The 24,987-nt window shown below is 46.9% G+C and carries 22 protein-coding genes and 1 tRNA gene; 6 read left to right on the top strand and 17 right to left on the bottom strand.

The features are described from left to right. Positions 1-199: 199 nt before the first annotated feature. Positions 200-1,261: a LacI family DNA-binding transcriptional regulator gene (locus tag M3629_RS15450; protein WP_251507991.1), complete on the top strand. Its 1,062-nt coding sequence runs from the start codon at positions 200-202 to the stop codon at positions 1,259-1,261. A gap of 80 nt (positions 1,262-1,341) precedes the next feature. On the opposite strand, the gene M3629_RS15445 is transcribed toward M3629_RS15450, so the two are convergent. The 3 genes from M3629_RS15445 to M3629_RS15435 all read right to left on the bottom strand — a co-directional run bounded on the left by M3629_RS15445 (position 1,342) and on the right by M3629_RS15435 (position 4,217). Beyond that, positions 1,342-2,979, bottom strand: coding sequence for a hypothetical protein (locus M3629_RS15445; protein ID WP_251507990.1), 1,638 nt, complete (start codon positions 2,977-2,979; stop codon positions 1,342-1,344). After that, on the bottom strand, positions 2,960-3,529 hold the full coding sequence (locus M3629_RS15440) for an RNA polymerase sigma factor (protein WP_251507988.1): 570 nt from the start codon (positions 3,527-3,529) through the stop codon (positions 2,960-2,962). Before M3629_RS15440 ends, M3629_RS15445 begins: the two co-directional genes overlap by 20 nt. A 172-nt stretch (positions 3,530-3,701) precedes the next feature. Then, positions 3,702-4,217 carry a mismatch-specific DNA-glycosylase gene (locus M3629_RS15435; protein ID WP_251507986.1) on the bottom strand — a complete coding sequence of 172 codons (516 nt, stop codon included), beginning with the start codon at positions 4,215-4,217 and terminating at the stop codon, positions 3,702-3,704. 120 nt (positions 4,218-4,337) lie between these two features. Between M3629_RS15435 and M3629_RS15430 the strand changes: the two genes are divergently transcribed. Beyond that, positions 4,338-5,258, top strand: a complete 921-nt coding sequence (locus M3629_RS15430) for an AEC family transporter (protein ID WP_090917808.1) — start codon at positions 4,338-4,340, stop codon at positions 5,256-5,258. Positions 5,259-5,426: 168 nt separating this feature from the next. Here M3629_RS15430 and M3629_RS15425 read toward each other — a convergent pair whose 3' ends face one another. From M3629_RS15425 to M3629_RS15390, 8 genes are all read right to left on the bottom strand, one after another. After that, positions 5,427-5,678 carry a hypothetical protein gene (locus M3629_RS15425; RefSeq protein ID WP_090917806.1) on the bottom strand — a complete coding sequence of 84 codons (252 nt, stop codon included), beginning with the start codon at positions 5,676-5,678 and terminating at the stop codon, positions 5,427-5,429. Between the two features lie 175 nt (positions 5,679-5,853). Further along, a complete protein-coding gene (locus M3629_RS15420; protein ID WP_251507957.1) occupies positions 5,854-6,609 on the bottom strand; it encodes a pentapeptide repeat-containing protein in 756 nt (251 codons plus the stop codon). Between the two features lie 230 nt (positions 6,610-6,839). After that, positions 6,840-7,394 (bottom strand): GNAT family N-acetyltransferase, encoded by a 555-nt coding sequence (locus M3629_RS15415; RefSeq protein WP_251507918.1) that lies wholly within the window; start codon positions 7,392-7,394, stop codon positions 6,840-6,842. A 230-nt stretch (positions 7,395-7,624) separates the two neighbouring features. Continuing rightward, the gene (locus tag M3629_RS15410) at positions 7,625-10,258 is read right to left on the bottom strand and encodes a polynucleotide kinase-phosphatase (RefSeq protein ID WP_251508140.1); all 2,634 of its coding nucleotides are present in this window, start codon (positions 10,256-10,258) and stop codon (positions 7,625-7,627) included. Between the two features lie 59 nt (positions 10,259-10,317). Continuing rightward, complete coding sequence (locus M3629_RS15405) at positions 10,318-11,832, bottom strand: methyltransferase domain-containing protein (protein ID WP_251507916.1); 1,515 nt, start codon at positions 11,830-11,832, stop codon at positions 10,318-10,320. Between the two features lie 74 nt (positions 11,833-11,906). After that, entirely contained in the window at positions 11,907-12,701 is a 795-nt protein-coding gene (locus tag M3629_RS15400; RefSeq protein ID WP_251507914.1) for a nucleotidyltransferase domain-containing protein, read from the bottom strand. Between the two features lie 31 nt (positions 12,702-12,732). Next, on the bottom strand, positions 12,733-14,226 hold the full coding sequence (locus M3629_RS15395) for a TROVE domain-containing protein (protein WP_251507912.1): 1,494 nt from the start codon (positions 14,224-14,226) through the stop codon (positions 12,733-12,735). A gap of 152 nt (positions 14,227-14,378) precedes the next feature. Further along, a tRNA-Asn gene (locus tag M3629_RS15390) sits at positions 14,379-14,478 on the bottom strand. Positions 14,479-14,704: 226 nt separating this feature from the next. Between M3629_RS15390 and M3629_RS15385 the strand changes: the two genes are divergently transcribed. Beyond that, complete coding sequence (locus M3629_RS15385; RefSeq protein ID WP_251507910.1) at positions 14,705-16,060, top strand: helix-turn-helix transcriptional regulator; 1,356 nt, start codon at positions 14,705-14,707, stop codon at positions 16,058-16,060. After that, positions 16,008-16,850 (top strand): WYL domain-containing protein, encoded by an 843-nt coding sequence (locus M3629_RS15380; protein WP_251507908.1) that lies wholly within the window; start codon positions 16,008-16,010, stop codon positions 16,848-16,850. Before M3629_RS15385 ends, M3629_RS15380 begins: the two co-directional genes overlap by 53 nt. A 212-nt stretch (positions 16,851-17,062) precedes the next feature. On the opposite strand, the gene M3629_RS15375 is transcribed toward M3629_RS15380, so the two are convergent. The 5 genes from M3629_RS15375 to M3629_RS15355 form a co-directional block, all read right to left on the bottom strand. Then, on the bottom strand, positions 17,063-17,560 hold the full coding sequence (locus tag M3629_RS15375) for a hypothetical protein (RefSeq protein ID WP_251507907.1): 498 nt from the start codon (positions 17,558-17,560) through the stop codon (positions 17,063-17,065). Positions 17,561-17,767: 207 nt separating this feature from the next. After that, on the bottom strand, positions 17,768-18,508 hold the full coding sequence (locus M3629_RS15370) for a hypothetical protein (protein ID WP_251507905.1): 741 nt from the start codon (positions 18,506-18,508) through the stop codon (positions 17,768-17,770). Continuing rightward, a complete protein-coding gene (locus M3629_RS15365; protein ID WP_154984545.1) occupies positions 18,505-19,203 on the bottom strand; it encodes an ABC transporter ATP-binding protein in 699 nt (232 codons plus the stop codon). The genes M3629_RS15370 and M3629_RS15365 overlap by 4 nt, the downstream gene beginning before the upstream one ends. Continuing rightward, on the bottom strand, positions 19,196-19,591 hold the full coding sequence (locus M3629_RS15360) for a GntR family transcriptional regulator (protein WP_090917783.1): 396 nt from the start codon (positions 19,589-19,591) through the stop codon (positions 19,196-19,198). Before M3629_RS15360 ends, M3629_RS15365 begins: the two co-directional genes overlap by 8 nt. Before the next feature lie 139 nt (positions 19,592-19,730). Further along, positions 19,731-20,288: an STM3941 family protein gene (locus M3629_RS15355; protein ID WP_251507903.1), complete on the bottom strand. Its 558-nt coding sequence runs from the start codon at positions 20,286-20,288 to the stop codon at positions 19,731-19,733. A 233-nt stretch (positions 20,289-20,521) separates the two neighbouring features. On the opposite strand from M3629_RS15355, the gene M3629_RS15350 reads away from it, so the two are divergent. Beyond that, entirely contained in the window at positions 20,522-22,543 is a 2,022-nt protein-coding gene (locus tag M3629_RS15350; RefSeq protein WP_251507901.1) for an alpha/beta hydrolase family protein, read from the top strand. A 155-nt stretch (positions 22,544-22,698) separates the two neighbouring features. On the opposite strand, the gene M3629_RS15345 is transcribed toward M3629_RS15350, so the two are convergent. Then, positions 22,699-23,388 carry a stalk domain-containing protein gene (locus tag M3629_RS15345; protein ID WP_251507899.1) on the bottom strand — a complete coding sequence of 230 codons (690 nt, stop codon included), beginning with the start codon at positions 23,386-23,388 and terminating at the stop codon, positions 22,699-22,701. A 319-nt stretch (positions 23,389-23,707) separates the two neighbouring features. On the opposite strand from M3629_RS15345, the gene M3629_RS15340 reads away from it, so the two are divergent. After that, positions 23,708-24,886, top strand: coding sequence for a MalY/PatB family protein (locus tag M3629_RS15340; protein ID WP_251507897.1), 1,179 nt, complete (start codon positions 23,708-23,710; stop codon positions 24,884-24,886). The last annotated feature ends 101 nt before the right edge of the window (positions 24,887-24,987 follow it).

Here is a 24,987-nt window from a genome sequence, read left to right as displayed (position 1 = left end):
AGGACTGTTGTTATTTTGTTGTTATTTTCGTTATTATAATTTATAATAACGTTATTATCCTGTAAGTTTACCTGTTCCATGTAAGCACGTCAATTCACAATTAATCAGTTTCCTATTCAATCGGCTACCCATATGACACAAGTCATTTACCTACTGATAAAATCAGGTTTATCCATCTGTACATCAAAGGAGTAATCATATGTCTCGAAAAGTATCGATCCAGACGCTGGCTGACCAGCTGGGGTTATCCAAATATGCCGTGTCCCGCGCGCTCAGCGGTAAAACCGGTGTAAGCGAATCTACGCGTGCACGGGTTCTGGAACTTGCCCGTGCACTCGGGTATCGCCAGAATATACCCGGCTCGGCGAGCCATACTGCCAATACCAATAAGGCTCATGCAATCGAACCTCCATTTGCCCTAATATGTATGAATCAGCTTAACCGGGGTGAGCCGCACTATTGGCAGCGTGTGCTGTCAGGCATCATCTCTGGCTGTAACGAGCAAGGCTGGCATCACGTCATTGTGTCACCTTCACTGGACTTGCCGGGCAAGGAGATTTCACCTGAAAAAGCCATCGCACCTCATCTCGATTGGACGCGCTGTGCCGGAATTATCGTTATGGGCGCTTTTCCGCATACCGTGCTGCAAACACTGGTACAGACAGGCCACCCCATGATTTTGGTCGATCATCAGGAGCCTTTGCTGAACTGTGATACGATCAGTCATGATAATCTGGAAGCTGGCATTACTGCGGCCAGATATCTCCTGTCGAAGCAATGCAGACGCATCGGTCTGATTACCGATGACGGACGTGCCGCAAGTTTTGCACAGCGTAAGATTGGAATCGAGCTGGCTTTGAATCATTTTCATACCGAGGTAAGGGAAGAAGTGGGCTTTCAAGCTTGGAATGTAGCCTATGAAAACGGGGAATGGGTGAACAAGCTCGCTGACACCATCGAGCGACTTCCTGCTGAAGAACGCCCCGATGCGTGGATTGGGGCGAATGACGATATCGCCTTACAGTGGATGCACAAACTTCAGCAAATGGGATTATCCACGCCTAAGGATTGCCTGGTCATCGGAATTGACAATGTGTACACCGCTGCCACCTCATCTCCCCCGCTGACTACGGTACATTTGTGCAAAGAGGAACTTGGGCAACGAGCCGTCGAGGCTTTGAAGCGTCGAATCGAACGCCCAGGTACACCGAAAGAGACGGTTATGTTATCCACCACATTGATTCCAAGAGATTCGGCTTAATGGTTTATCTACGTCAAAAAAGAGCCTCGCATTCTTAATGATGCTAGGCTCTTTTCTTTATAATTCATAATTGAAGAGGTTTATTGATCCCAAGGCATACTTGAATCACTCGCCAGGTTTACTTTCCAGTCCACATCCCCGAAATCACGATGCACCACGGTTCGTTTTAACGTCAATTTCGTCCCCTTATCCTTGTTAAAACCAATGACAATCAGCTTCACATCATCGATAACATACTGTTCATTCAGATTGGCCGGGTTTCTAATCCCCATGATCTCAACGGGATACTCTTTCCCTGCAGAATCTGTTGCAAGCCAATGATCACCATAAAACTCATTTTGGAACAAACCGCTTCCTTCCAGCACAAGAGAAGTTTCATTCCCCGATCCACCGATTGTTTGGTCATCCGCTGACAGTCCACGCTGATAATTAAACCGGTACAATTCGATTTGATCCCCAAGGTGATTAAATGAAGCAAACGTATGGAAGTTGACGTCTTTCTTGGCCTTATCCAGATCAACGTCCATCGTCTGTCCCTCTTTCACAGGTATCGTGTAACCGTCCAGGACAAAGCGAATATTGTCTGCATTCAGTGTCACCAAAGACGGGTCCCACGTCTCCGATATCTTAAGTGGGCCTCCTGAACTCACTTGACTTAAATCTCGATAACGGAATTTGGCCTGTCGCGCATTGGGTCTGCCCCCGTTGAAAATACGATACTCCCCCGTGTCCTTCACTTCAATATGATACAGAATATCCATGTCCCTTGCCCAATCTTCTCCTGCTTTAGCGCGAAGCTCGTCGTTCAGATTCACTTCCAGATCAAGCCGGGTTCCGTTTGGCGTCTGCACCAATTGTGTCATAGCCAGTTCCAGCCCTTCCGGTGTTGTATAGGACGCATTCATCGGGGTTTCTTTGGACATCACTTTGGCTTGGGTCATATCCAGTTTGAACTGAAAGCTCCAGTCTACGGAGACCTTTTTGTCCGTATAGGTTTTGGTATTCACATCATAGCCATAGCCATCTCCTACATCTAAATGCCCGAAATCTCCACGAACCGTGATTTCATCAGGGATGTCTCGATCTAACTGAAACACCAGCTTATTCAAAGAACCATTCCCTTGCCTTGTATCACGTGCAAGCTCAGCAACATGATTACCTTTTTCATCTGTAATGTGGATATCCTCCACTTTCGAGCCCAGCAGATACATTCCAGTGCCATCAGGTGCCGTTTGCTGCAACATAAGTATAAGTTGGGAACCGTCTACAAGCACATCTTCAATCTTGAGTTTGTACCCCTGATCATCGATATCAATGTTCGGGTTCACGACAAGCCCAAGCGGTTGAAGCCGTTTGTAGTCGTCTGACAAGTTGGCATATCTCAGAACTTCCGGGACAGGAATGTTGGGCAAAGGAGGAATATTTACGGCGTTTACAGGCGGCTGAGCTGGCTTTTCCTTTGTCTGATCCCAAGCAGCCCAAGCTCCTCCTGCAATCAGTACCGCAACCGCTGCAGCGATTCCCGTTCGATAAATCCATGTCCTCTTATGCGACTTTTTGGTTTCCCATGGTACCTGCACATGAGGCTCTTCCATAGACACATGATCCAGCTTCTGCATCACTTGTAATGTAAAATCTACATCCGGCCCCTCGCGGAACAGCTCCTCTTCCCACTTGCGATCCTGCTTCTTGTCCTGCTCACTTGAAATAGGCTTCATAGGTCGATAAACCTCCTTTACGTTCCATCTGCTTTCTCAGCATTTTCTTCCCTCGATAGAGTGCATTACGCACTTGTGCGTCATTCATATCTGTAATTGTGGCGATCTCTTCATAGGTCAACTCATTGGTGTATTTCAAGAGCAGTACAAGCTTATACGTTTCCGGCAACTGTTCAAGCTGAAGATGGATTTCCCGCTTCATCTCCTTGTGTAGCAAGCGTTTCTCAGGTGTGTCTTCACTGACGGATTCGATCTCCTGATCGGCGGTCATCATCGGTTTCTTTTTCCGCATATGATCCCTCATGATGTTCACCGCAATGGTATACACCCAAGCCGAGAAACTGCTGCCTTCTCTACGGGTCGGCATATATCGATAGATCCGAATAAATGTGTCCTGTGCGAGATCCTGCGCATCCGGGTGACTTGCGCCCATTCCGCGTATGATGCCGTAGACTTTATTTTTATATCGATCCACGAGCACGCTGAACAGCTGTTTATCCCCATCTATAATGCGCTGAATCAGTTCCTCCTCTGGTATCAGATGTGTCATGTAATCCCCCTTCTCTACAGCGTCCATGCATGGTTCTGTACTATATAGACGGAAGTTGCTCCCTAAATCTCTCACTTTATCGTCAAAAAAAAAGAATCCACCCTCTCCGGCCATCACCGGAACGGGGTGAACTCAAATCTACGAATGATATCGTGAAGTACGCCGATTTTTCCTATTCTGCACCGTTCTTCTCGGCCACAAAATCCGCAAGCTGGGCATAGATTGCCACAATTTCATCCATCGACATGCGTACAAGTCCACTGGATGAAGGCGCAACGAACTCCTGAATCTCTTTCACAACCGGGTCATCCTGGAGTCCCCATTCTACTTTGGAGCGTTTGCTGTACTGGGTATATACGCCTTTGCCGACAAAACAAGCGATATCCGGCCGGTATGTTTCCAGCTTTTTCCGCAAAATCTCGCGCCCTTCCGCATACTCTTCCTTCGTAATATCCTCAATGCCTTTCGTTGGACGGGCTACGATATTGGTGAAACCATATCCCAGCTTCAATAGTTCACCATCCTCTGTTGCATCATATAAACGCGGGGTTAACCCGGAACGCTCCAGAATGCGCCAGAAACGATTGCCTTTGTACGCATAATGATGACCAGTCTCTCCCGAGGTAATGCTGGGATTGAATCCAATAAACAAAATCGATAAGCCAGTATCCAGATGATCCGGGATCATAAGGAAACACCTCCTGAACTTTTTTGATCAAATGCCATTGCAGCTGTGTATAAAATGATATAATGATCGAAGTGTTTTCCGTAAAGAACTGAAATTTTCATGAAAAAGGAAGCTGAACCAATGATTGCAGACATCATGTTAGAAGTCGTCCTGCCCGTCTTTCTCCTGATCGCTGTCGGGTCCTGGATGCAAAAGGTGTTCAAGCTGGACTTGTACACCCTCGCCAAAATCAATTTCTATTGTATTACCCCCGCAGCCGTCTTTATGAGCATGTATCACTCGAATATGTCCGGTGAGCTGCTTGGCACGGTTACGCTTTTTTACGCGATCTATGTACTCATTCTCTATATTATAGGCTCTGTAGTATCCCGCTCGTTCCGTATGAACAAAGGCATGAAAGCCGCCTTCAACAATAGTATCATGCTGGATAACGCAGGCAACTATGGTCTACCGATTAACGCACTGGTATTCCGGGGTGACCCGCTCGCCTCTTCCATTCAGGCACTGGTCATGTCCTTGCAGTCTTTGCTCACCTTCACATACGGTGTTCTCTCCATCCAAGGTGCGAAACTCAAAGGAAACTACCGCGCAGTCATCATTGGATTTCTGAAAATGCCTGTACCTTATGCGCTCTTGCTAGGGATTTTGTTTCAGGCGTGGAAGCTGCCTTTGCCTACATTTCTGTCCATGCCACTCACCTATGCACAGCAAAGCATGGTTGCCGTTGCACTGCTGACACTCGGGGCACAAATCGTGAAATACCCGATTCGCTTATATCGTCTTGATGTGTATATTAGCACATTTCTACGTCTGCTGATTGGTCCGGCAATCGGGATCAGCATTGTGCTGCTGCTCGGACTGGAAGGCATAGCGGCTCAGGCACTCATTATCGCATCAGGCATGCCTACCGGAGTCAACTCTTCCATTCTTGCGGAGGAATATGACAACGAACCTGATTTTGCTGCCCAGACGGTGCTGATCTCCACTCTACTGAACATTATTACGATTACGGCACTGATTTCATATGCCAAAACGTTCTAATAATTAACTAAGCTCACATCCCTAATTAAACGTATATCTAATACAAAGAAGTCCAAGCGCAGCGATGAGTCGTTGCACTTGGACTTCTTCTATGATACGCCAATTCTGTTATCACCTGATACTATCCCAATGGTCTGTCGGCCTTCTTATGAGAAGACTTACGAAAGACTATGATTCAACCGTGGTTCGGTCTGGAAACTTGCCGCCTTCTCTGAACAAACATCGTACCAGCCACTGAGCTGCCTTATTGAAAAAAAAGCTGGGACTGATTCCATCCACTTGCACAGGCTCTAGTTCCTTCACACTTTCCTTGATCTTGTTCATCTCAATGAGGCCCATCTTCCGCTCATTCGGTCCGAATCGATAAATAACCTTTTCATCGTCCTCCGTCTGTTTCACCAGCAAAATCAATGACGCCATACAGGTTACCCCCTCGTTACGTAGTGAGATTCCAATGCTATTAACTTCTCTTATAATTATTACCTAGAATAGACAGATTAGATATAGGGCTTTGGTTTATTAGACTGATTCCATAATCCCATCTTTGCTACAAAAAAAGAGGCCCTTAGGCCTCCATTTTCATCATACCATGCAACTAATATGATTCCAGACTACTGAAAAATCGCTCAACAAAAACATCACCATATATCTTCTTCATATATGCGGTGTTAAAAATATATTGTTCCATACCGTCAAGCTTGCGCAGACTGCGTACCAGTATTTTCCGCTCATCGTCAGATAGATTAGGGTTATCGTCTAGCTTCGCCAAAGCATTTTTTACAACTACGGATACCTGTTCCATATACAGATGATTTTTGGACTTCGGCGGAATACATTGCGTCAGGTCACAGCCTACAAAACGAACACCGTCAAGGATGCCGTTTTCTAAATTGACGATTAGCTTCTGTTTACCATTTCCCTCAAACGTAATATCCACTAACTTGCCAGCAAAGGAACAATTGACGATATTCGCAGCTTGTAAAATCCGGTCATTGAATCTACATTTAACAAAGGTACAATTGATAAACGTAGCATTCTCCAAAGTCATGCCTCTCAGATCACAGGAGGTAAATTCACAATTGGTGAACACGGCTTCGTTCTTGCCAATACCAACAGAGCGCAAGTCGGACCGAATAAATGTACATTGATCCACTGTGCTACCTTCAAAAAATCTCGCATTCGTAAGATCACAGGTATCAAATACAAGCTGATGCAGAGTGCAATTCCAGAATATAGGCGAACCAACATTCGAGTTTGTTACGGTCGTTCCGCTTATCGTTTCGTTTTCATACCTTAAAATATCAGAAAAACATTCGTTGTCCACTGACATACCAGACTCAAGTCTTCTCATCCCGATCACCCTATCATTTCATCCAGAGTTTAACCCGTCACTTTTAGAAAAAAAACCGTCTTGACCAAAAAATTCCTGTTCTTAACTCGTTATTATACCATAAAGCAATTTATATATTGAGATAAGCACTGTTGTCTGGGAACGAAAAAAAGTCGCTGAAATAGCGACTTTAATGAAAATATACACTAAACACAACAAAAATAATGTCGAATTAATGTTGTTACATGAAGTTATTTGTATTTTTTTATCACATTATGTCTTGGATCAATGAGCCATGTAAACCGTTCCTTATTCATATATACTTCCCGAGCATTCACAATAGATGGGATCACATCCTCCCCCTTATAGAATACTCTTCCCCCGACTTTCTGAATCGGCACATGGTAAGAGATGCGCAAAGCTCTCATCAGCACCGGTTCAAGTAACATGGCGTAATAACTAATCTGGTGCCTCTCTGCATAATGAACGATCGCAGATAATAAATCAGTAACATATCGCCCCCGAAAGGTAGATAAAATAGCAAGTTTATCGATCTCTGCAATATGCCCCATCTCTGCCTGAATCAATGGATGCTCCAGAAAGGGACCGATTTCGTTCATGGAACTATCTTCGGCGTAAGGTTTGATTTCAATCGAACCTACATAATGGCCTTCCTCCGTAACCACCACATATCTTTCCAGAAACACCTCTGAGAACTCAAACTCAAATCCTTTCTCATTCCATACCGTTGTCCATATCCCATTGAACATGGCAAACTCCAATTCATTTTCTACCCGTTTAAACATGGTCTTCGCTTCCTTTCTGAGTCCTTTTATTGGAAAACTCACCATTACTATCGGTGCATGTAAAGGTGCTATTTATACAAAAACACCAACACTAGGCTTCACCAAACAAAGAAAGAAAGCGAAGTACAAACGGTATATACCGATAAAACTGTACAACGCAAAAAAGGAATGGAACTGGATGGAAAATCATCCAATTACATTCCTTTTCAAGTTCGTTCATGAACCACGACCTACAAACGAGGATCTACGCGTTCCGATTCCAGCGATAATGTGGCGAGCACACATTCATGAATTCGTTCTACGGACTCTCCTCGCACAAAACGTTCGATCCCTTCCATGCCCAAAGCACTTTCAAGTAGAGCATGTCGCTCCTTTTTGGACGTTTTACGTTTGCGAAGACGGGACACATGCTCAGGAGCCAAATAATCCATGCCGTAGATGAGATGCAAATAGGCACGTCCTCTAACTTTGAGCGCAGGCTGCATCATTTTGTTACCATTCCAGCTGCGGAATGTCTCCGGTTTGATGACGATCCCCTCATGTCCCTCAGCCGTCATTTCCTCCCACCAGCGAATGACCTCTTCCTCATCCGTTTCATCCCCAATAATCCGGTATTCCGTCTCCATCATCAACGACGACAACTGAGCCAGCTCACGGTTTTGTTGCATGTGCCACTCATGTGTACGCTCCCAGAAGGTTCCCGTACTGTGAGCCAGCGTATGAAACGGTGCAATGCGAATGTCAGCAATATCCTGCACATCCCAGCAATAATATTGGAACACATCCCGGAATGTCTGCGCATTCGCCAGTTTAACCTCTGTTTCCTGTAACCAGTCCGCAACGTGGCGGCCCGCGCTCATAGCCTCGCGAATTTTGTCCATCACAATGCTGCGATCCATCTGCGCTGCCTCAGCGACATGCGCATATTGAGATGCAATAAGCTCCCGCGCTTTCAGGTTCCAAGGTACAATCTCTGCATCCAGCAATACAAATTCGGTGGAATACCGTTCAAAATAACCACTTACGGTCAAGTCTGCATGTAATCTGGTGAGCACCTTCTGTTCTGTCTCGGGATCAAAAAAGGATCGGCCTGTACGTGTCACGATGCTCCCCAACATCGGTCTGCCTACTCGCTGCGATGCAGCCTGTTCGTCGCGGAACAGAAGCAGTATCGCTCGGCTACCCATATGTTTTTTCTCTGCTACCATACGGGTCACGCCCTGAGAACGGTAATAACGGAATGCATCTCGCGGATGCTCCATAAAACCTTCTACCGAACATTCACCCGGCGGCGGACTCATCGTTGGCGGGATATAGACGAGCTCCTCCAGTGGCACGGTAAAATGAGAAAAGGTATCCAGTGCCGTCTGCGCCACTTCTCCCTGCACAGCGACATTCAACCGCGAACCCGTCTGAACGGTAAAACCGTCCTTGAACTTGCGGATGTTGGGCGGTGCAAACCGTTGCTGATTCCAGCGTTTCAACGGACTGTCTGGATCTTGGGCATAGTCTTGCTTCGCCGGTACACTAACACTCTCCCGTTCCGGCATTCTCCACGCCGTGAGCATACCGCCAAACACAACCCCCTGATCGATATTCACCGTATCATTCACAATCGTAGGGTATGGCCTTGGATCATGTCCCCAGACAATGCATTCACCGGACGTATGATCCACGTACCAGTCTTTACGTACGGGCCGCCCCTTATCATCCGTTCCTTCCACATCGCCATATCGACAGTAATCCTGAATGCGTTTCGACTGTTTGCCGATAAAATGGTCCCGTATCCCGGCATGGGCGACAACCACTTGTCTTACTCCATTCCGTGTAAACACTAGATGAGAAGGTGCATTCAGCAGAAAATGCTTCAACGACTCCCTTACCCTAGTGGCCTCTTCACTGCCTTGTTCCTGTTCAAGCTGGAGCAATTCAGCTTCCACCCGTTCATCCCCATGACTTAAGGTGACATCACGGCCGTCCAGATAACGTGCAATTTTCCAGCCATGGTTACTGTCAACCATATAAGCAAGACCAGCGGCACAGTGCTGCTGCCAGAAAAGCAAACATTGTAACGATTCCGGCCCACGGCTGCTTACATCCCCGACAGAAACGAGTTTCCGCCCTTCGGGATGGCGCATCAAGCCATCTTCTTGTTCAGCGACGTATCCCATACGTTGAACAACTTCTATCATTTCATCATAACAACCGTGGATATCGCCAATGATATCAATCCCCGCTCCCATGTCTAACATCAACGGATTCGTTGTGCGTACAAAGGTCACAGGATATGGATGTTTCAGCACATAACTGGCATCGAATCCTTCATCACGGATCGCACGCAGCGTACGTTTGAATTGCTGTGCCTGTTGTTTTACGCGTTGACGGCCACGCGGATGTTTACGCTGATCATCACGTTCAAGTAATACATGCTCCGGTACATCCAGTACTACCGCGATAACAGGGACATGGGATTTGCGTGCCAGCTCGATTAACCGTCCGCGATCCTCGGGATACAGATGAGTCGCATCCACCCAGGTCAGCTTGTTCAGACGACAACGTGTGGCGAGTATGGCTTCCATCGCTTCAAATGCTTTGGCCGATACTTGCTGGTAATCTGCATACAACACATCCGCTTCACTACGAGGCCGATGCCTCCATTCCACATACTCGTCGTCGCCTACCAACATGCGGAACTGATCGGACGAGACGATCTCGGTAGCGCGGATGACATCCTTTTCCACAAGTTCTGCAAGCAGTGTACTCTTTCCGCTGTTCGATGGACCAATCAGCACTACGATGCCTGTATGCGGCAGTTGAATCTCTCGCTGTCTATCCTGCGTATGGCTTGCGATTTGTCGCTGCATTCCATCTGTTCCGTTGTGCGAACGCTTGTGATCACCCGCACCTGTTTGCCTTTCGTTTCTCATACATGCTCCTCCTTTCCCCGTGTGAACATCGCCAGTTGTGTCGGCTGTCCGTAGCCTTCCTTTTCCTCACCAATACCCCTGATCTCGTAAGCATAATTGCCTTTCTCTGCCCACTCCGCACATCGGCCATTGAATTCTTCCCGTGTCCATTCGAAGCGGTGATCGTGGTGACGGAACTGCTCTTGCTCCATCGCATACACTTCGTTATATTCCTTATTCGGAGTAGTAACCAGTAGCACTTGCGGCCGATACTCTTTCAGAATCGTTTCCATAATGCCATTCAGACGATATGCCTCAATATGCTCAATCACTTCACATAGGATCATGACATCCTGATGCTGTAACTGCTCGTCAAAATAAAACAGGGAACCAAGCATCGGTTCCGGCATAGCTTGAACCCCTGCCCGATCCTGCATCTTGGCGAAACGTTCCATCGCCCGTAGACGTGATTGCCCGGAAGGCTCAACAGCAAGGATTGATTCCACTCCCGGAATATAAGCGAGACGTGCAGACAGCTTCCCCTCACCTGCACCCATGTCCACAATACGGCGTTTTTCAGACAACGAAGCCACAATGTCTGTAATCGCTCGGTAACGTAAATCATTTAATCGTACAGGTATTTCGGACGAGTCATCAGCTCGATCTGCACTTGTGGCCTGAACTGTGTCTGCATTCGGATTCTTATCCTCATGCCTGGATATTGCCGACTCCGATTTTAATGTTTTTTTCAAATCACCTTCTGCTTCCGCAGCCTTGGCTGGCTGTTCTACCCGTGAATGCTGATCATCCAAAGCTCCATGCTGACGTTCATACGTCCGAATCAGTTCGGCAAAATGCAGCGTACGTCTAACGATAAGTCCCTTAAGCGGATGGACATCTAACCAGCCCTCACCATAACGGTTGATTTTATCAATCTCATCCTCACTGATGAAATAATGCTTGTAGTTATCCAGCACGGGAATCAGCAGAAATAGCTGACGTAAAGCCTGTTGTACCGTTTGTTTACCTCGCAGGGTGATGTGACGAACTGTACTTCGATTTTTCAGGTCAAACGAATACGCCGACTCTCCCCGTTCCACAGTAATGTCATATCCCAAACAGGAGAACAACTCCTCCACCACACGGTCAGGCAGATCAGAGGCAACCGGGCCAAACTTCAGCTCCAGTTCAAAGGCATGATCCACCCATCGCACATAGTCTTCCTTCGGTTTGCCATTCAGAGCTGTGCCCAGCGCATTCCGTATGTAAGAGCAGAATAAACTGCTGGTCACAAACTCACGGTCATTGATGTATTGTGTGATATCATATCCATCCGGTGTGCCTCTAACGAGATCGACCGGATCAGGCTCGGCATGAATCAACACCTCCGTCTCTTGCTCACTCGCTTTGGTGTAGACCATCCGAACACGCACACCTTTATCTGTCCGGTCATACACATTATTCGGATTTTTGGCGAGCAGATGGGATACAACCCCTGCGTTCACCCCACTTGCTTTTAGAATCAAATGCATATCTTCTCCTCCTTTCGTTGATCTTCAACCCATTTTGTGAGTTCTAATTCCATCCATTCATTTATTTATTTTATTTATTGCCAAACTTCCTGTACAGCTGATTGTAATATCCGATTTAAGACCTCAATCTCCACAGTCGCTTGTCCTTGAATCTCGGTAGCCAGTTGCTCTACATGTGCAATTTGAGCCGTAATGTAAGCTTGAATGGCCGGAAGCTGCGGCTCCATATCCAGTTCGTCTCCGGCTTTTTTCCGGCGTAACAGATCATGAATTTCCGTATACAGAGGTGTTCCCGCTGGAACCAAGGTCTCAACGAGTTCGTCAAAAGCCATCGGCGGCATGGTTTCATAACGTTCAATCCAGCCACAGGCCAGCAAAGGGCGCAACACATAAAAGTATTTTTTGATTTTTACCTGTTCGCCCTGCAAGTAATCACGGAAGTTTCCCTTAGCCATGTTCAGGTAATGGTACAAGCATGATTTCGGTGAAAACGTTAGCGGCGATAGACTCCGAATCTGCCCTGCTACGCTATATTGCTCATCGTATTGAATCGGGGACTGTAACCACTCCAGCAGCGGCGGGTTGGACTTGCGGAACAGCTTCAACGCTTTGCGTATATCCCATCCGTTAATATCCAACTGGTCACTGATCGGACGTTCAATCACATCCCGTTGCTCTTCAATCGACAGATACCACTCCAACGGTCTGACATAAATAAAACGCACATCGTAGTCACTGTCCTGCGAAGGAAATCCCCACGCCCGGCTGCCTGACTCACAGGCATAAATAATGCGAACTTGCTCCTCCTGCTCGATCTGCGCTAGCTGCTTCGCGATGATGTCTCTCATTGTTTGTTCCACCTCACTCATATCTGTCCCCCTCCTCCTTCTCTTCCTTCATTTAAAATTGACTTTTCCGTACACGCTCGGCAATCGTCTCATACCCTGTTGCTGTCTCTGCAATATATGTCAGTACGGCTTCGCTCCAGCCATAGATGTAAAAAGTCTGACCATCCCGCGGCGGAACCATAGCCTGCCGGTAAGGGGTAATATCTACAATGAATGCCTGCAGCCCCGGATTCATGGCGCGTCGGTATCGTTCTAACTCGGCATACATTGGACTCCCCTCATTCTGTTGCTCATCCGTAATCATAATGATGCGATCCACCGTCTCTTGAGACTCTCGTAGCTCTCGTACAGGTCTTCCTGTATCGGTTCCACCTTGTGCACGAATTCGATATGCCTGCGCCAGAATACCCTCGTCCAGCTTCGGGCGGGCATCTTCAACCTGTTGATCAAATAACCAGAACAAGGAGTTGCCCTGCGTTTGTTTGTATAGCGCCAGTGCGAGCACGGAACCGATACGTAAGTAGTCTCCCTGCATGGAGCCCGAGCGATCGAGGAAAATAGCTGTTCTTCCCGGCAACCGTGGCAGATTGTGAACGGATAGCTCAACGGCCTGCTGCAACGCTTCCCGCAGTTCTGCACGCTCAACCATCTCATACGCTTTGACGAAGCGAAAAGGTAATATCCGCGATTGACGCAATGCCTCGGCATCCGTCAGACGACGTGTGACGTAAGCGATATTTTTCTTTTTGGCAAAAACTCCGGCACGATCCATCGTATTTAAATGACGCAGGAGCGCAAACATCGGCATCTGGAGCATCAAAGCTTCCCAAATCGGACGCGTCGGCTGAAGGATCGAGGTCACGACCGAATAAGGCAGTTTCCCTTTTTCAATCTGATGAAGCTGACTGGCAGGGTTACGTGTCGTTTTCAGTTTCTCCAGTGCCTGTAGTTGCGGAAGGTCTACCAGACTGGTCTCATGCCCCCGCAAATAACGGAATAAAGCTTGTTGCTTCTCATCCTTTGGCTTAGGATGTGCAGTAGCGATCATATCCCCCAGACTGTATCCACGCCCGCGTCCATTGTATTTTATGGCCCAGTATTCGCTGATTTCGTTCAGAAACTGATTGACTTGACGCTTCACTGCGCGCCCTCCCTCTCCCCGCCCGCTTCCTCTGAGGATGGTCAGAAAATCGGCCAGATCCGCTGGCGTCTTCACGACATGAGCAAACACTTTTGCGAACTGCTCCGGATTAATCTTGGACAATACGGCGAGCCCATACAAAGGCTGAAGCCGCATGAAACCTTCATTTCGAGCATATACCAAAGCCTTCGCCATGAAGTTTGCATCCAGTTCTGCCATCTCCTGATGGCTGCTCCCCGCTTCTTGCATCAACTGTTGTTCATCCGCATAAAACGTATTGTTAAGCGTATTCGTCGTCAACATCTGTACATATTGTTCCTCGACCAATCGCTCATAAGCTGCATATCCATCATGATTATGTACTACAGATTGAGGTGTATTAAATAATGATTTGGCTCTACTCATCGCACATAACCTCCCTACGCGTAAAATGCTGTGCTTCATCTATGTGGAACATCTAACGTTGTTGGTCAACGTTTCTTCGTTTCTATAGAAGGTTTCCGAGGAAAAAGGGGGAAGGTTTTACCTGCTCTACCGCTGAGCTACACCGCCATAACCGGCGGCGATTGGATTCGAACCAACGACCTGGTCGATTAACAGTCGAAGTAACCCTCCCAGGCGCCTCGGAAATCAGATCAGCCGAGCTAATTCACTGCCCCGCTTCACATCCTTATTATGCATGGAGACCATCAACCACGAACATGGTGAAAGTATGGCGACTTGGCTTGATTTAAAGTGAGTTGCAGTAACTTGGAGTGAAGTGAATGGTAGTAAGTTGAATTGCAATGTCATGGATTTAAGCGAGATATAGCAACTTTGCCATGAAAACAGGCGTTTATCTTGATACAATGAAAAATACATAGTCCAATCGGGAGTGAGACACATGGCTAAAGAAAGCTTTGATAAAGAAATTCAGTTCCTGCGTATGCTGTCTCTGACCAGCGGCGCTTATAACCGTCAGCAGTATGCCAAAAGACTTGGCATTTCTGTACATACCTTTGATAAAACACAGCGCAAGCTGCGAGATATTCGTCAGAGCTTGACCAATCAACGCACAGACAGTGAAATGGGCTCAGAGATGACCGACCTTGTTCGTTTCCAGTACGGCGAGTCTGCCGAGCCTCTGCTACTATTTCTTTTCCGTGCCAAATCCATGAAAGAAACCGAAGTGGAGCGCTTATCCGTCATTTTACATACCCTTCAAGACTCCGCGCTGACCGCGATGGAATTACTGGATGCCTGCTGTGCCGATTTGCCGGAAGAACTGGCCCTGCCGGATGAGAAAACGATCCGTTCGGATCTCAAGTATCTGGAGGAAGTCGGTGTTATTCGTAAAGAGCCCGGCGGACGTCCTTATCGTTATTCGTTACAGCAGGATGTGCTGACACGGCTTACCCCGGAAGAACAGCTGGAGTTATACGACTTCGTTGATATGATGGCGAACACACAGGTTCCATCGGTGCAAGGCTATCTGCTCCGCGATAGTATGAAAAAAATAATTAAAGCCAGTTATCCGCAAGAAGAAGCGACGGAGCCATATATTTATAAATATCATTATTATTCACGTATTCTGGACGAAGCCCATCTGTACCCCCTGCTTGGAGCGATCCGTCAGCGAAAACGTGTGCAGTTTCAGTATTTTTCACCGAAGAAACCGTCCAGCTATAGCTCGCAAAATACGAATCCCAAGTTTGAACGCGAGGCTGGCGGAAGCTCCAATCGGATCATCCCGATTGAAGTCGTTTATGATCACCAGTATGGGCGCTGGTATGTCATCGGTTATCAGAGCCGACGGAGATTCGTGAAGTTTCGGATGGAGGGCATCACCCAGTTGGAGGAGCTTCAGCCTATTGAAGAAGAACATATGCTTGCATTGAAAAAAGAGTGGGCTGACATCAGCCGATACAGCTGGCTTGTCGATACAGGCCGCACCGTGACGGTGCAAGCACGCTTTTTCCACCCGGGAGATGGTCAGCGTAACTTTATTCTGGATCGCGTCCGGCTGCAAGGACAATGGGGAATCATTACACCCGAAACGGATCATAGCTTTTTGTATGAAATTCAGGTAAACGGTACAACAGAGATTAAACCTTGGCTACGCAGTTTTGGCTCAAGCTGTGAGATTCTGGCTCCGCGTAAGCTGCGTGAGGAAATGATCGAAGAATGGAAGGAGATTGCGGCGTATTATGAACCTGTTCGAGAAGATGTTCAACTACCAGATCATGACGAGACTGAATGAAACCGGACTGTTCACCTGGACTTCGCAGGAGCGAGCCTGGCTCCGTATGATGATGGAGCATCCGGCTGCACAAGAAGCCTTAACCCCCGTAACCTTGACCAAACTAAACAACATGCTGGACGGGGAAAAGCACTTGAATCTGCAAGATTACCTGACGGAAAAAGCCAAAAGTGAGGAGAGCAGCGTCTCTCATCCCCTGCTGAGGCCGTTACGGCAGATGATCCTGAACGGTGAAGGTTTTCAAATGACAGGTCGTATCCGTAGCGGACGCACAAGCCAGGAGCAGTTCGGGTTCCCGTATAAGCTGGAATATTCCATGGTCAAAAAGGAATGGTATGTGCTCTGGTATGCCCCGCACTTTGCCAGATTAATGTCTACCAAGCTGCATAGCATCACCAAGCTTGAGGCCAGATCCATTAAACCGGAGGCCGCATCACGATACAAAGCTAGCATCGCCCTGATCACGGAAAAACGTAAAACGTCGATCACCATCGAGGTATTGCCTGAGTTCAATGCGGAGTTGTCCCGAATAATGTATGCCTTCTCCTGCTTTGAGAGAGAGGTTACATATAACGAAGCGAGTCATATATACCGGATTCTGCTGACGGTTCCGCGAAACGAGGTCGATTACGTGTTGTCCAAAATGCGTTTTCTCGGTAAACGTGTTCGGATCATCGATCATTCGGCCCTGCAGGAGCGCATGTCCGAGACTGCTGCCAAGGTACTGGCACGATATGCGCATTCCGAGTCCATACAGCCGGGTGGTGAAACGGCTGCGCAAGGGGATTAGCACAAACCAGCGCTTTAAGAGCTATCACTTAGCAAACTCCTCGATCTCGTCTTCTCTGTTGGATGCACGATACACAGTAAAAAAGGACGAAATGATGCAGGCGTGCATCTGACCTGACCGCTACTCCACCGGCCTAGAACAGATCAATCGCCTCAACTTCGTCCTTGTAGATGAACGTAATTTTGAGAGCTAAATCCCTATACATTCCAGATCTACGAACTACTGCTACTGGCTGCGTTCCGTCTTTTGTTAATCGCGTGCACGCCCATGACCACAGCAACCAATTCATAAGTGTCCAAGTATTCGGATTGATTATCCAGCACAAACGCCCCTGAACTAAACCAACCGCTGGTACGACGGAAGCTTACTACAACGCGGCCCGATCCATCAGTCACATCATATTCCTGCGAAAATGCCGGAGCAGATACATCATAGATGCCACGTGAGCCCGCATCGTACTCATACTTTTTGCTAAAAAAGCTGAATCTCGCTCTTAGTACCCCCAGATGTGTGCCATCTGCTGCGGTCACGTCCCAGCGATTCGTCAACATGCGGAATTTGCCGCTACATACCAGACCATTTTCATCCGATACATCGAGTGATGATCCAAACATACTTTTCAAATCCAGGTGCCCTGCCTGTTCCTGATCGGCATTCAAAATTTCGGTATATCCGGCGTTGAAAAAGTTATCTCTGAAGTACAATTGCATATCCCTTTCCCCTTCCCGATGTTGTAATGTCTAATGATGCTCATCATGCGAATCCATCTTTAATTACCCTATTCGCGGTTATTATACATATATTTACGTATTCAAACTGGAATAGGGTGCATATATCCGTTCATTTCTGCCAAAAGAAAAAACGAGCAGCTCTGCCACCCGTTGTATCCATTCTGTATTCTTTTGCTAAAGCAGGGATCAGACTTCCACTTTTTTCGTGTTCATATAAATAATACCCCATACGAGAAGCGCGGCAAGTGCCATTTCAAACACCGTGGTCCCCCACCGTCCATCCGCCCATATAACACCGTTGGCTGAAAATGAGATACCCGTGCTTTCTTCGGTGAACTGAAACAGATCATTCGGACTGAACTTTCCTGAAAAAATAACATTTTCCAACCAGCTAAGCAGGTTAATCAGAACAATAAACGTGACAATCCCGATCCATGGGCCTGTTTTCCAGCGGAACGTTCCCGCTACACTAATGGAGAAAAAGATCATGATCGTCATAAACAGAACAATCCAACCTGCAAAAAACAAAGTACTCCATATCTCAGCTACACTTATGTTGACACCAATATAAGCAGACAGATCAAGCCCCAGTTTCATCGTAATGTAGAGGTAAGCGTGGAGGAAGCCTATCAGCAGCAAGCCCAGTCCGCAAATTGTACCAAAAATGATAGGTGATAACACATGAGACAGACCCGTGACCGGGATCAGACGACGATTGTAGGAGCGGATATTGGCAGCGTAGGTTTTTATCGTCTTCACATAGATGGCTACTCCTGCCCCGACGTATGCCATGATGCCAAGCAAATTTGCAGTGACACCGGACGACAAAAATATCATCAGACCCAGTTGAACAATAATGAGGATGACTAACCCTGCCAGCAAGGTGTTCCAGTTTCTTCTAAAATCATATTTCAACAATGTCATCATTCTGCATAAACCTCCTTGAACATCTCATCCACACTTTTCCCATGCTTCAGCCTGATTGTCTCGACTTCCTCATGCATAACTACCTTGCCTTCCCGAATAAAGACCACTTCATCGAAAATGCGTTCAATATCATTCACCAGATGTGTGGAAATGATTAGACTGCTGTCTTCATCGTAAAATTTAACGATCGCATCCAGAATTTTACCTCTGGCTACCGGGTCCACGCCGCCGATCGGCTCATCCAGCAAATAGAGCCGCGCCTTACGAGACAATGCCAGTGTTAACTGCAGTCGTTCATTCATACCTTTGGACAAATGACTAACACGCTCATCCGCTGAAAGATTCATAAACTCCAACATCTCCCGTGCCTTTTCTTCATCAAAATCGGCATAAAAATCACGGTAGTATGCGATCGCATCACGAACCTTCATCCACTTCTCGGTTAACGGACGATCCGGCATGAATGAAACGAGTGACTTCGTCTCCAGTCCAATCGCCTTACCTGTAACCTGAATGCTACCGCTAGCGGGATGTAGCAAACCTGCGACCAGTTTCATCAGTGTACTCTTTCCACTTCCGTTGCTACCTAGGAGACCTACAATTCGTCCTGGAGCAACATTCAGGGAGACATTGTGTAACGCCTGTTTACGCCCATATGTCTTGTTGACCTGATTAAGTTCAAGAATGTTACTCATGTGTCTTCTCCCCTTTCCCCTGACTACCTTCTGCCAAAGCATCCGTCACGATGGACACAATATCCTGTTCTTCGATTCCAAGCTCTTGCATTCCTGTCAGGAAACGATCCAGCAATTCGCCGGCCATTTCTTTCTTGATCATCATGATTTTCCTCTCCTCACTTGTCACATATCTGCCCAAACCCCGCTTCGTCTCAACCACTTCTTCACGCTCCAGCTCCTGGAACGTACGCTGTACTGTATTTGGATTAATCTGCAGTTCGGCAGCCAGTTCACGAACCGAAGGAATTTTATCTCCTGCCTTGAGGGCGCCGGTTACAATCTGTCGTTTGATATATTGCATGATCTGCAGATAGATCGGTAAATTGTTATCAAATTCGATAGGCACGATGTTCTCGCTCCTTTCTGTATTGGTGTGTTAGTTACATAGTACACTAGTGAATTGGTATTGTAAAGCCTATTTTCAGTTGTTATTTGAACACACAAAAAAACAGGCCTCAAAGACCTGCCGTTCTAAGCCATATGTATTATTTCCTCCCGTTCAAAACGTAAATCCTGCCGCCTTTACCATGCTTCCAATGATTCATCATCATAAGATACAGTTCGTCGATTGGCAAAGTGATACTGCTTTGCGCAATACTGATGGTTGCATCCACCATATGGCTATTCGCCACCATCAGCTTGCGCTTCATCCCGTTATGACGCTCCATAAATGCTTTCTCATTCTGCAGTTTAACCCCAATCATTTTTTGCCCCATCAGTTCATACATAAACATATGTTCAATTTCCCTCCAGGCCACTGCCCCGCCTGAGATATAAGAGGAAGAATCAACAAACCCCTGTTCATTAATGACAAAGGAAGGTTCTTTTCGGATCATCTTTACCAGGCTATAGAAGAAACATGTGCCAAAAAAGAGGACAGACAACAGACCAAGAACACTGGATATGATGGAAGTACCTGCACCTGAAGATCGGTCAAACATCAGAAAGAATCCGGCACTCACAAAAAGCGCTGCCCCTGCCGTAATCAAAGCCATTCGTTTCCTGCTCGGATATTCCACATGCTGTTCATAAGATGTATTCAAGCATAACTTCCTCCTTCTTGTGACTAAATCATGTGCAGTTCAAAACAGGAATTGCATTGTACATTAAACCATTCGGGCTAGGCCTAAACATTTCCTGTGCATCTATTCCTTCCTTGTAAAAAAACTTAATGTCATTCCATTCGGCAAGTTGTTGTCCTGTACTTGTCTTTCCGTTAATATAAATGGAAAGCTTAGGAAATTATCCAATCTGACTACTAGTGGGAGGACAAGCGATGAACGAGCAACGTGGCATGACATCGGAAGATTTGTACCAGCTTACATGGGTTAACGATCCGGTTCCGTCTCCTCAAGGCGGACATCTGGTGTATGTTAGCCGGCAAGTAAATGAAAAACACGATGGCTATCGCTCACACCTGAGACTACTTCATCTGGATAGTCGAAAGGACAGACCTTTCACTTCTGGAGAAAATGATCATTCCCCAGCTTGGTCGCCGGATGGGGCACAGCTTGCTTTTATACGCGAAGTGCAGGGAAAATCCCAGGTATGGCTCATCGCTTCGGATGGCGGAGAAGCACAGCAGATTAGTCACCTGCAGCATGGCGTCAGTTCCTTCTTATGGGCGCCAGATGGCAGGACACTGCTTGTAAAGTCTTCAGTCGAAACGATAGATAAAAAACCAGATTCAACGTCCGCGGAAGGTTACAACACAGATCATAAGGAAAACTCACTGCCTCAAGAAATCATCGTGGACCGAATTCGCATGAAATCCGACAGCGAAGGGCTATGGAATGGACGACGTTCCCATCTCTTTGTTATCGCGCCAATCAGCGCAGAGGCTATTCCTGTTACGACGGGTCACTATGATATCGGGGACTATGCTTGGTCTCCGGATGGAAAACGAATCGCCTGGATTACTGAAATGCCTGAAGAGGGCGCGGATCATAGCGACTTTACGTTGACCAATCATGTGTATACATCCAGACCTGATGGATCAGATCTACAGCAACTAACCCCGGAAGGATATACCTTCTATCGGCTTAGTTATGCACCTGACGCGCAATCTCTGGCCCTTCTCGCCAGTGACCGCTCTTATGGCAATGCTACCTTGGCGAAGTTGTATACACTCCCGATATCGGGTGGAACACCTGAATGTCTGAGTGCAGATTGGGATGTACAATTGAACCACAGCCTTGTTGGTGACATGCGCTCTCACCTCGTTACGACAGGTCCGGTCTATTCACAGGATGGCTCTTCCATTCTGTGCCTTGCTACGATACATGGTAGCGTGCGTATCGCTAGATTTGCGTTAGATGGAAGTCGTGCCGATTATCTTTTGCCAGATGAGTGCGAGATCTATCAGTTTGCGGAGCTGGCACAGGGCCAGATCGTCGCGGCTGTTGCGAGTACACAACATCCCGGAGACTTGTATCTGTATGAACAACCAGAAGACCCCGGAATCGAATCTGTCCGTCTTACGAGCAGTAACCCGCAGCTAGAACAGGACATTTGGCTTAGTAAACCGGAAACCTTCTGGTTTGAATCCTCGGACGGGCTGAAGCTGCAAGGGTGGATCATGAAACCTCACGGTGTCGTTGAGAGTGTCAAAGTTCCGACCATTCTTGAGATTCATGGCGGCCCACATATGATGTATGGTTTTACTTTTATGCATGAGTTCCAGCTCCTTGTTGCTCAGGGCTATGCTGTGATATATATCAATCCGCGTGGAGGGCTAGGATATGGGCAACAATTCGTGAATGCCTGTCGTGAAGATTACGGCGGAGGCGATTACCGGGACCTTATGGAGTCTGTGGACTATACTTTGTCCCACTATGCCTTCATTGACCCATCCAGACTGGGCGTAACCGGGGGCAGCTATGGCGGGTTCATGACGAACTGGATCGTGGGACACACGAACCGCTTCAAAGCCGCTGTTACCCAGCGTTCCATCTGCAGCTGGTTGTCATTCTATGGCGTCAGTGATATCGGATATTTCTTTACAGAAGATCAGATTGGCGGTAATGCATGGGAGGACACGGAAAAACTGTGGAAACATTCTCCGCTTGCTTATGTCGGCAATATGCAGACACCACTGCTTATTCTTCATGGCGAACAGGATCTCCGCTGTCCCATTGAGCAAGCCGAGCAATTATATGTTGCACTGAAACGCCGCAAGCAAACGACCCGTCTCGTTCGTTTCCCTGGAGCCAACCATGAACTATCTCGCTCGGGCAATCCACATCTAAGGGTGCGACGTTTAGAGCATATCGTCGGGTGGTTTAACGAATATCTGTAAACCTCTCATGGAAGATGAACGAAAAGATTGACCGAAAGACTGTTACATGGATACCCTGCACTTTAAACGCAAAAAGCCGATATGCCTGTAATCACGAATCATTACAGGCATATCGGCTTGCTTTATTTTAAGAATTAGACAACATACGAACTTGCTTATTCTTCTCCCCAGATGACCGTCACTTCGTTCAAATCTTTATTGCCCGAAGATGGGTTACCTGTAATCGTTACCGCATACTTACCTTCCTCACGACCTAAAATGCTGAATTCGTCAGCTTGAATATCCTCACTGTTTTGAGTCAGGTCTTTATTCTGATAATAGTTTTTGTAGGATGAAGCGAGGGTGCTCAGGCTCTCTTTGGATGTATAGATCAGCACTACTTTTTTGTTGCCATCTACAACATTCTCAATCAGGCTGGTCGCTTTTGCATCCTTAGGCAATGGGAAATCTGCTGGCAAGTACTTGGATTTTACGCCTGGAGCTTGTGTGTTCGTACCTGTCGATGGAGATGTGGATTGACCGCCGCCAGTGGATGTAGACCCGCCTGATGAGCTTGAAGCACCGATGCTTACCTTATTATTTTTGGCGTCATATTTCACTTCTGTATTTAAAGCTTCAGCAATGGAGCGTGCCGGAAGGTATGTACTGCCTTGATACGTAATGGGCGCAAGCTTCTTGCCCTGATCACCTGTCGGTGTAAACTTTTGTCCGTTTACTTCAATAGCAAGTCCGTGATTCAGATAGGCTTTGATTGTTTCCAGTTGCGTACCTGCGTAGACACCTGCTGATCCCGTTAATACCATGCCAAATACGCCTGCAGCAATCAACCACTTTTTGTTTTTCATGTTCCTTCGCCTCCAAAGTTCAGTATAATAATAATGATGAGTATTACATATTGAGTGGAATAATCGGGTTATAAAAGATATCTTGCCGATGAATTCAGTTCTTATAACAATGAGTTGTATAAATAAACCTTCAACTTCCAACTCATGTTAGCCATATCATAAGTACTTGATAGCAGGTTGTAAACGATATCTCGACAAATCAGGACTTGGGTCATATAAAAATGGTTTAGAAGTTGCGAAAATACAAGATGTATTAGATAATGATGTCTTGTTTGTAGGACTAACAACGAATGAATGAACCAGGGAGGACTTCTTTGTTATGATAAATCAACGTTTATTCGATACACCGATTGACCGATTATCTACCGCTTCCGAGAAATGGGACGGGCTAAAGCCGTTATTTGGTGTAGCAGATGCACTTCCTATGTGGGTAGCCGACATGGATTTTGCTGCTCCCCCTGCTGTTATTGAAGCTTTACAGGCCCGGATGGAGCACGGTATCTTTGGTTACACTCTGCGAACCGAAGCCTATCATGCAGCTGTTACAGACTGGATGCAACGCCGCCACAATTGGAAAATCAATGCGGACTGGATCGTATTCACGCCGGGGATCGTGCCTGCGCTCAGTATAGCAGTACAACAATTTACTTCACCAGGGGATGCTGTAGTCATCCAAACTCCGGTATACCCTCCGTTCTATGATGTCGTGAGAGATCAAGGCCGGAAACTCATTACCAATCCATTGATCGAAGAACATGGGAAATACACCATGGATCTAGATCATTTGGAGAGAAGTTTCCAGAATGGAAAGGTCAAAATGCTGATCCTGTGCAGTCCTCACAATCCGGTTGGACGAGTATGGCGTCGTGAGGAACTGGAGGCTCTTGCGTCACTGTGTCTGAAATATAACGTGCTCGTCGTATCCGATGAGATCCATGCTGATCTGGTGTATGAACGTGGAACACATACACCGCTAAGTCTGATCTCGGAAGCGATCTCAGCTCGCAGCATCATCTGCACAGCACCGAGCAAAACGTTTAATATCCCAGGATTAAGTTCTTCAAACATTATCATTCCTAATTCCGAATTGCGGGAACAGTTCGCCAAAGGCGTGCGTACCATGGGATTGTCCAGTATCAGCACACTAGGAGCCGTAGCAACCGAGGCCGCTTATAACGGTGGCGAAGACTGGCTTGATCAATGTCTTGCTTATATTCGGGGCAACATGGAATACGTGCAGCAATTTATTGCGGAGCATCTGCCAGGTATCCGTCTGTACCTTCCTGAAGCCACCTATTTGTTATGGGTTGATTTCCGGGAATTAGGGTTGACTCATGCGCAATTAAGCAAGAAACTTCTTCATGAAGCAGGACTCGCATTCAATAGTGGGCTTGTCTTCGGCCAAGAATATGCCGGATTCATGCGTATCAACGTAGCCTGTCCACGTGCAACAGTTGAATTAGCTATGCGCAGATTGTTAGTTCTGGCCAATAAATAAATAAATAAATAAATAAAGGGTGTCCCAGTCATCATGTCATGGTTTTCTTTCATGGTGAATCGCTGTGACACCCTTTTTTAAAATGCCGATGTAACTTGAAT

The organism is Paenibacillus polysaccharolyticus (genome assembly GCF_023714295.1).
GTDB lineage: Bacteria > Bacillota > Bacilli > Paenibacillales > Paenibacillaceae > Paenibacillus > Paenibacillus polysaccharolyticus_A.
The sequence above is the reverse complement of the archived record's forward strand: the minus strand, read 5'-3'. Positions and strand labels throughout refer to the sequence as shown.

Bases quoted from the DNA above. Each gene is read 5' to 3' on its own strand.
- M3629_RS15420 (WP_251507957.1), bottom strand. From the start codon at position 6,609: ATGAGAAGACTTGAGTCTGGTATGTCAGTGGACAACGAATGTTTTTCT.
- M3629_RS15365 (WP_154984545.1), bottom strand. From the start codon at position 19,203: ATGAGTAACATTCTTGAACTTAATCAGGTCAACAAGACATATGGGCGT.
- M3629_RS15440 (WP_251507988.1), bottom strand. From the start codon at position 3,529: ATGACACATCTGATACCAGAGGAGGAACTGATTCAGCGCATTATAGAT.
- M3629_RS15380 (WP_251507908.1), top strand. From the start codon at position 16,008: ATGAACCTGTTCGAGAAGATGTTCAACTACCAGATCATGACGAGACTG.
- M3629_RS15405 (WP_251507916.1), bottom strand. From the start codon at position 11,832: ATGCATTTGATTCTAAAAGCAAGTGGGGTGAACGCAGGGGTTGTATCC.
- M3629_RS15415 (WP_251507918.1), bottom strand. From the start codon at position 7,394: ATGTTTAAACGGGTAGAAAATGAATTGGAGTTTGCCATGTTCAATGGG.
- M3629_RS15385 (WP_251507910.1), top strand. From the start codon at position 14,705: ATGGCTAAAGAAAGCTTTGATAAAGAAATTCAGTTCCTGCGTATGCTG.
- M3629_RS15425 (WP_090917806.1), bottom strand. From the start codon at position 5,678: ATGGCGTCATTGATTTTGCTGGTGAAACAGACGGAGGACGATGAAAAG.
- M3629_RS15375 (WP_251507907.1), bottom strand. From the start codon at position 17,560: ATGCAATTGTACTTCAGAGATAACTTTTTCAACGCCGGATATACCGAA.
- M3629_RS15410 (WP_251508140.1), bottom strand. From the start codon at position 10,258: ATGCAGCGACAAATCGCAAGCCATACGCAGGATAGACAGCGAGAGATT.
- M3629_RS15340 (WP_251507897.1), top strand. From the start codon at position 23,708: ATGATAAATCAACGTTTATTCGATACACCGATTGACCGATTATCTACC.
- M3629_RS15450 (WP_251507991.1), top strand. From the start codon at position 200: ATGTCTCGAAAAGTATCGATCCAGACGCTGGCTGACCAGCTGGGGTTA.
- M3629_RS15400 (WP_251507914.1), bottom strand. From the start codon at position 12,701: ATGAGTGAGGTGGAACAAACAATGAGAGACATCATCGCGAAGCAGCTA.
- M3629_RS15350 (WP_251507901.1), top strand. From the start codon at position 20,522: ATGAACGAGCAACGTGGCATGACATCGGAAGATTTGTACCAGCTTACA.
- M3629_RS15445 (WP_251507990.1), bottom strand. From the start codon at position 2,979: ATGAAGCCTATTTCAAGTGAGCAGGACAAGAAGCAGGATCGCAAGTGG.
- M3629_RS15345 (WP_251507899.1), bottom strand. From the start codon at position 23,388: ATGAAAAACAAAAAGTGGTTGATTGCTGCAGGCGTATTTGGCATGGTA.
- M3629_RS15435 (WP_251507986.1), bottom strand. From the start codon at position 4,217: ATGATCCCGGATCATCTGGATACTGGCTTATCGATTTTGTTTATTGGA.
- M3629_RS15395 (WP_251507912.1), bottom strand. From the start codon at position 14,226: ATGAGTAGAGCCAAATCATTATTTAATACACCTCAATCTGTAGTACAT.
- M3629_RS15370 (WP_251507905.1), bottom strand. From the start codon at position 18,508: ATGATGACATTGTTGAAATATGATTTTAGAAGAAACTGGAACACCTTG.
- M3629_RS15430 (WP_090917808.1), top strand. From the start codon at position 4,338: ATGATTGCAGACATCATGTTAGAAGTCGTCCTGCCCGTCTTTCTCCTG.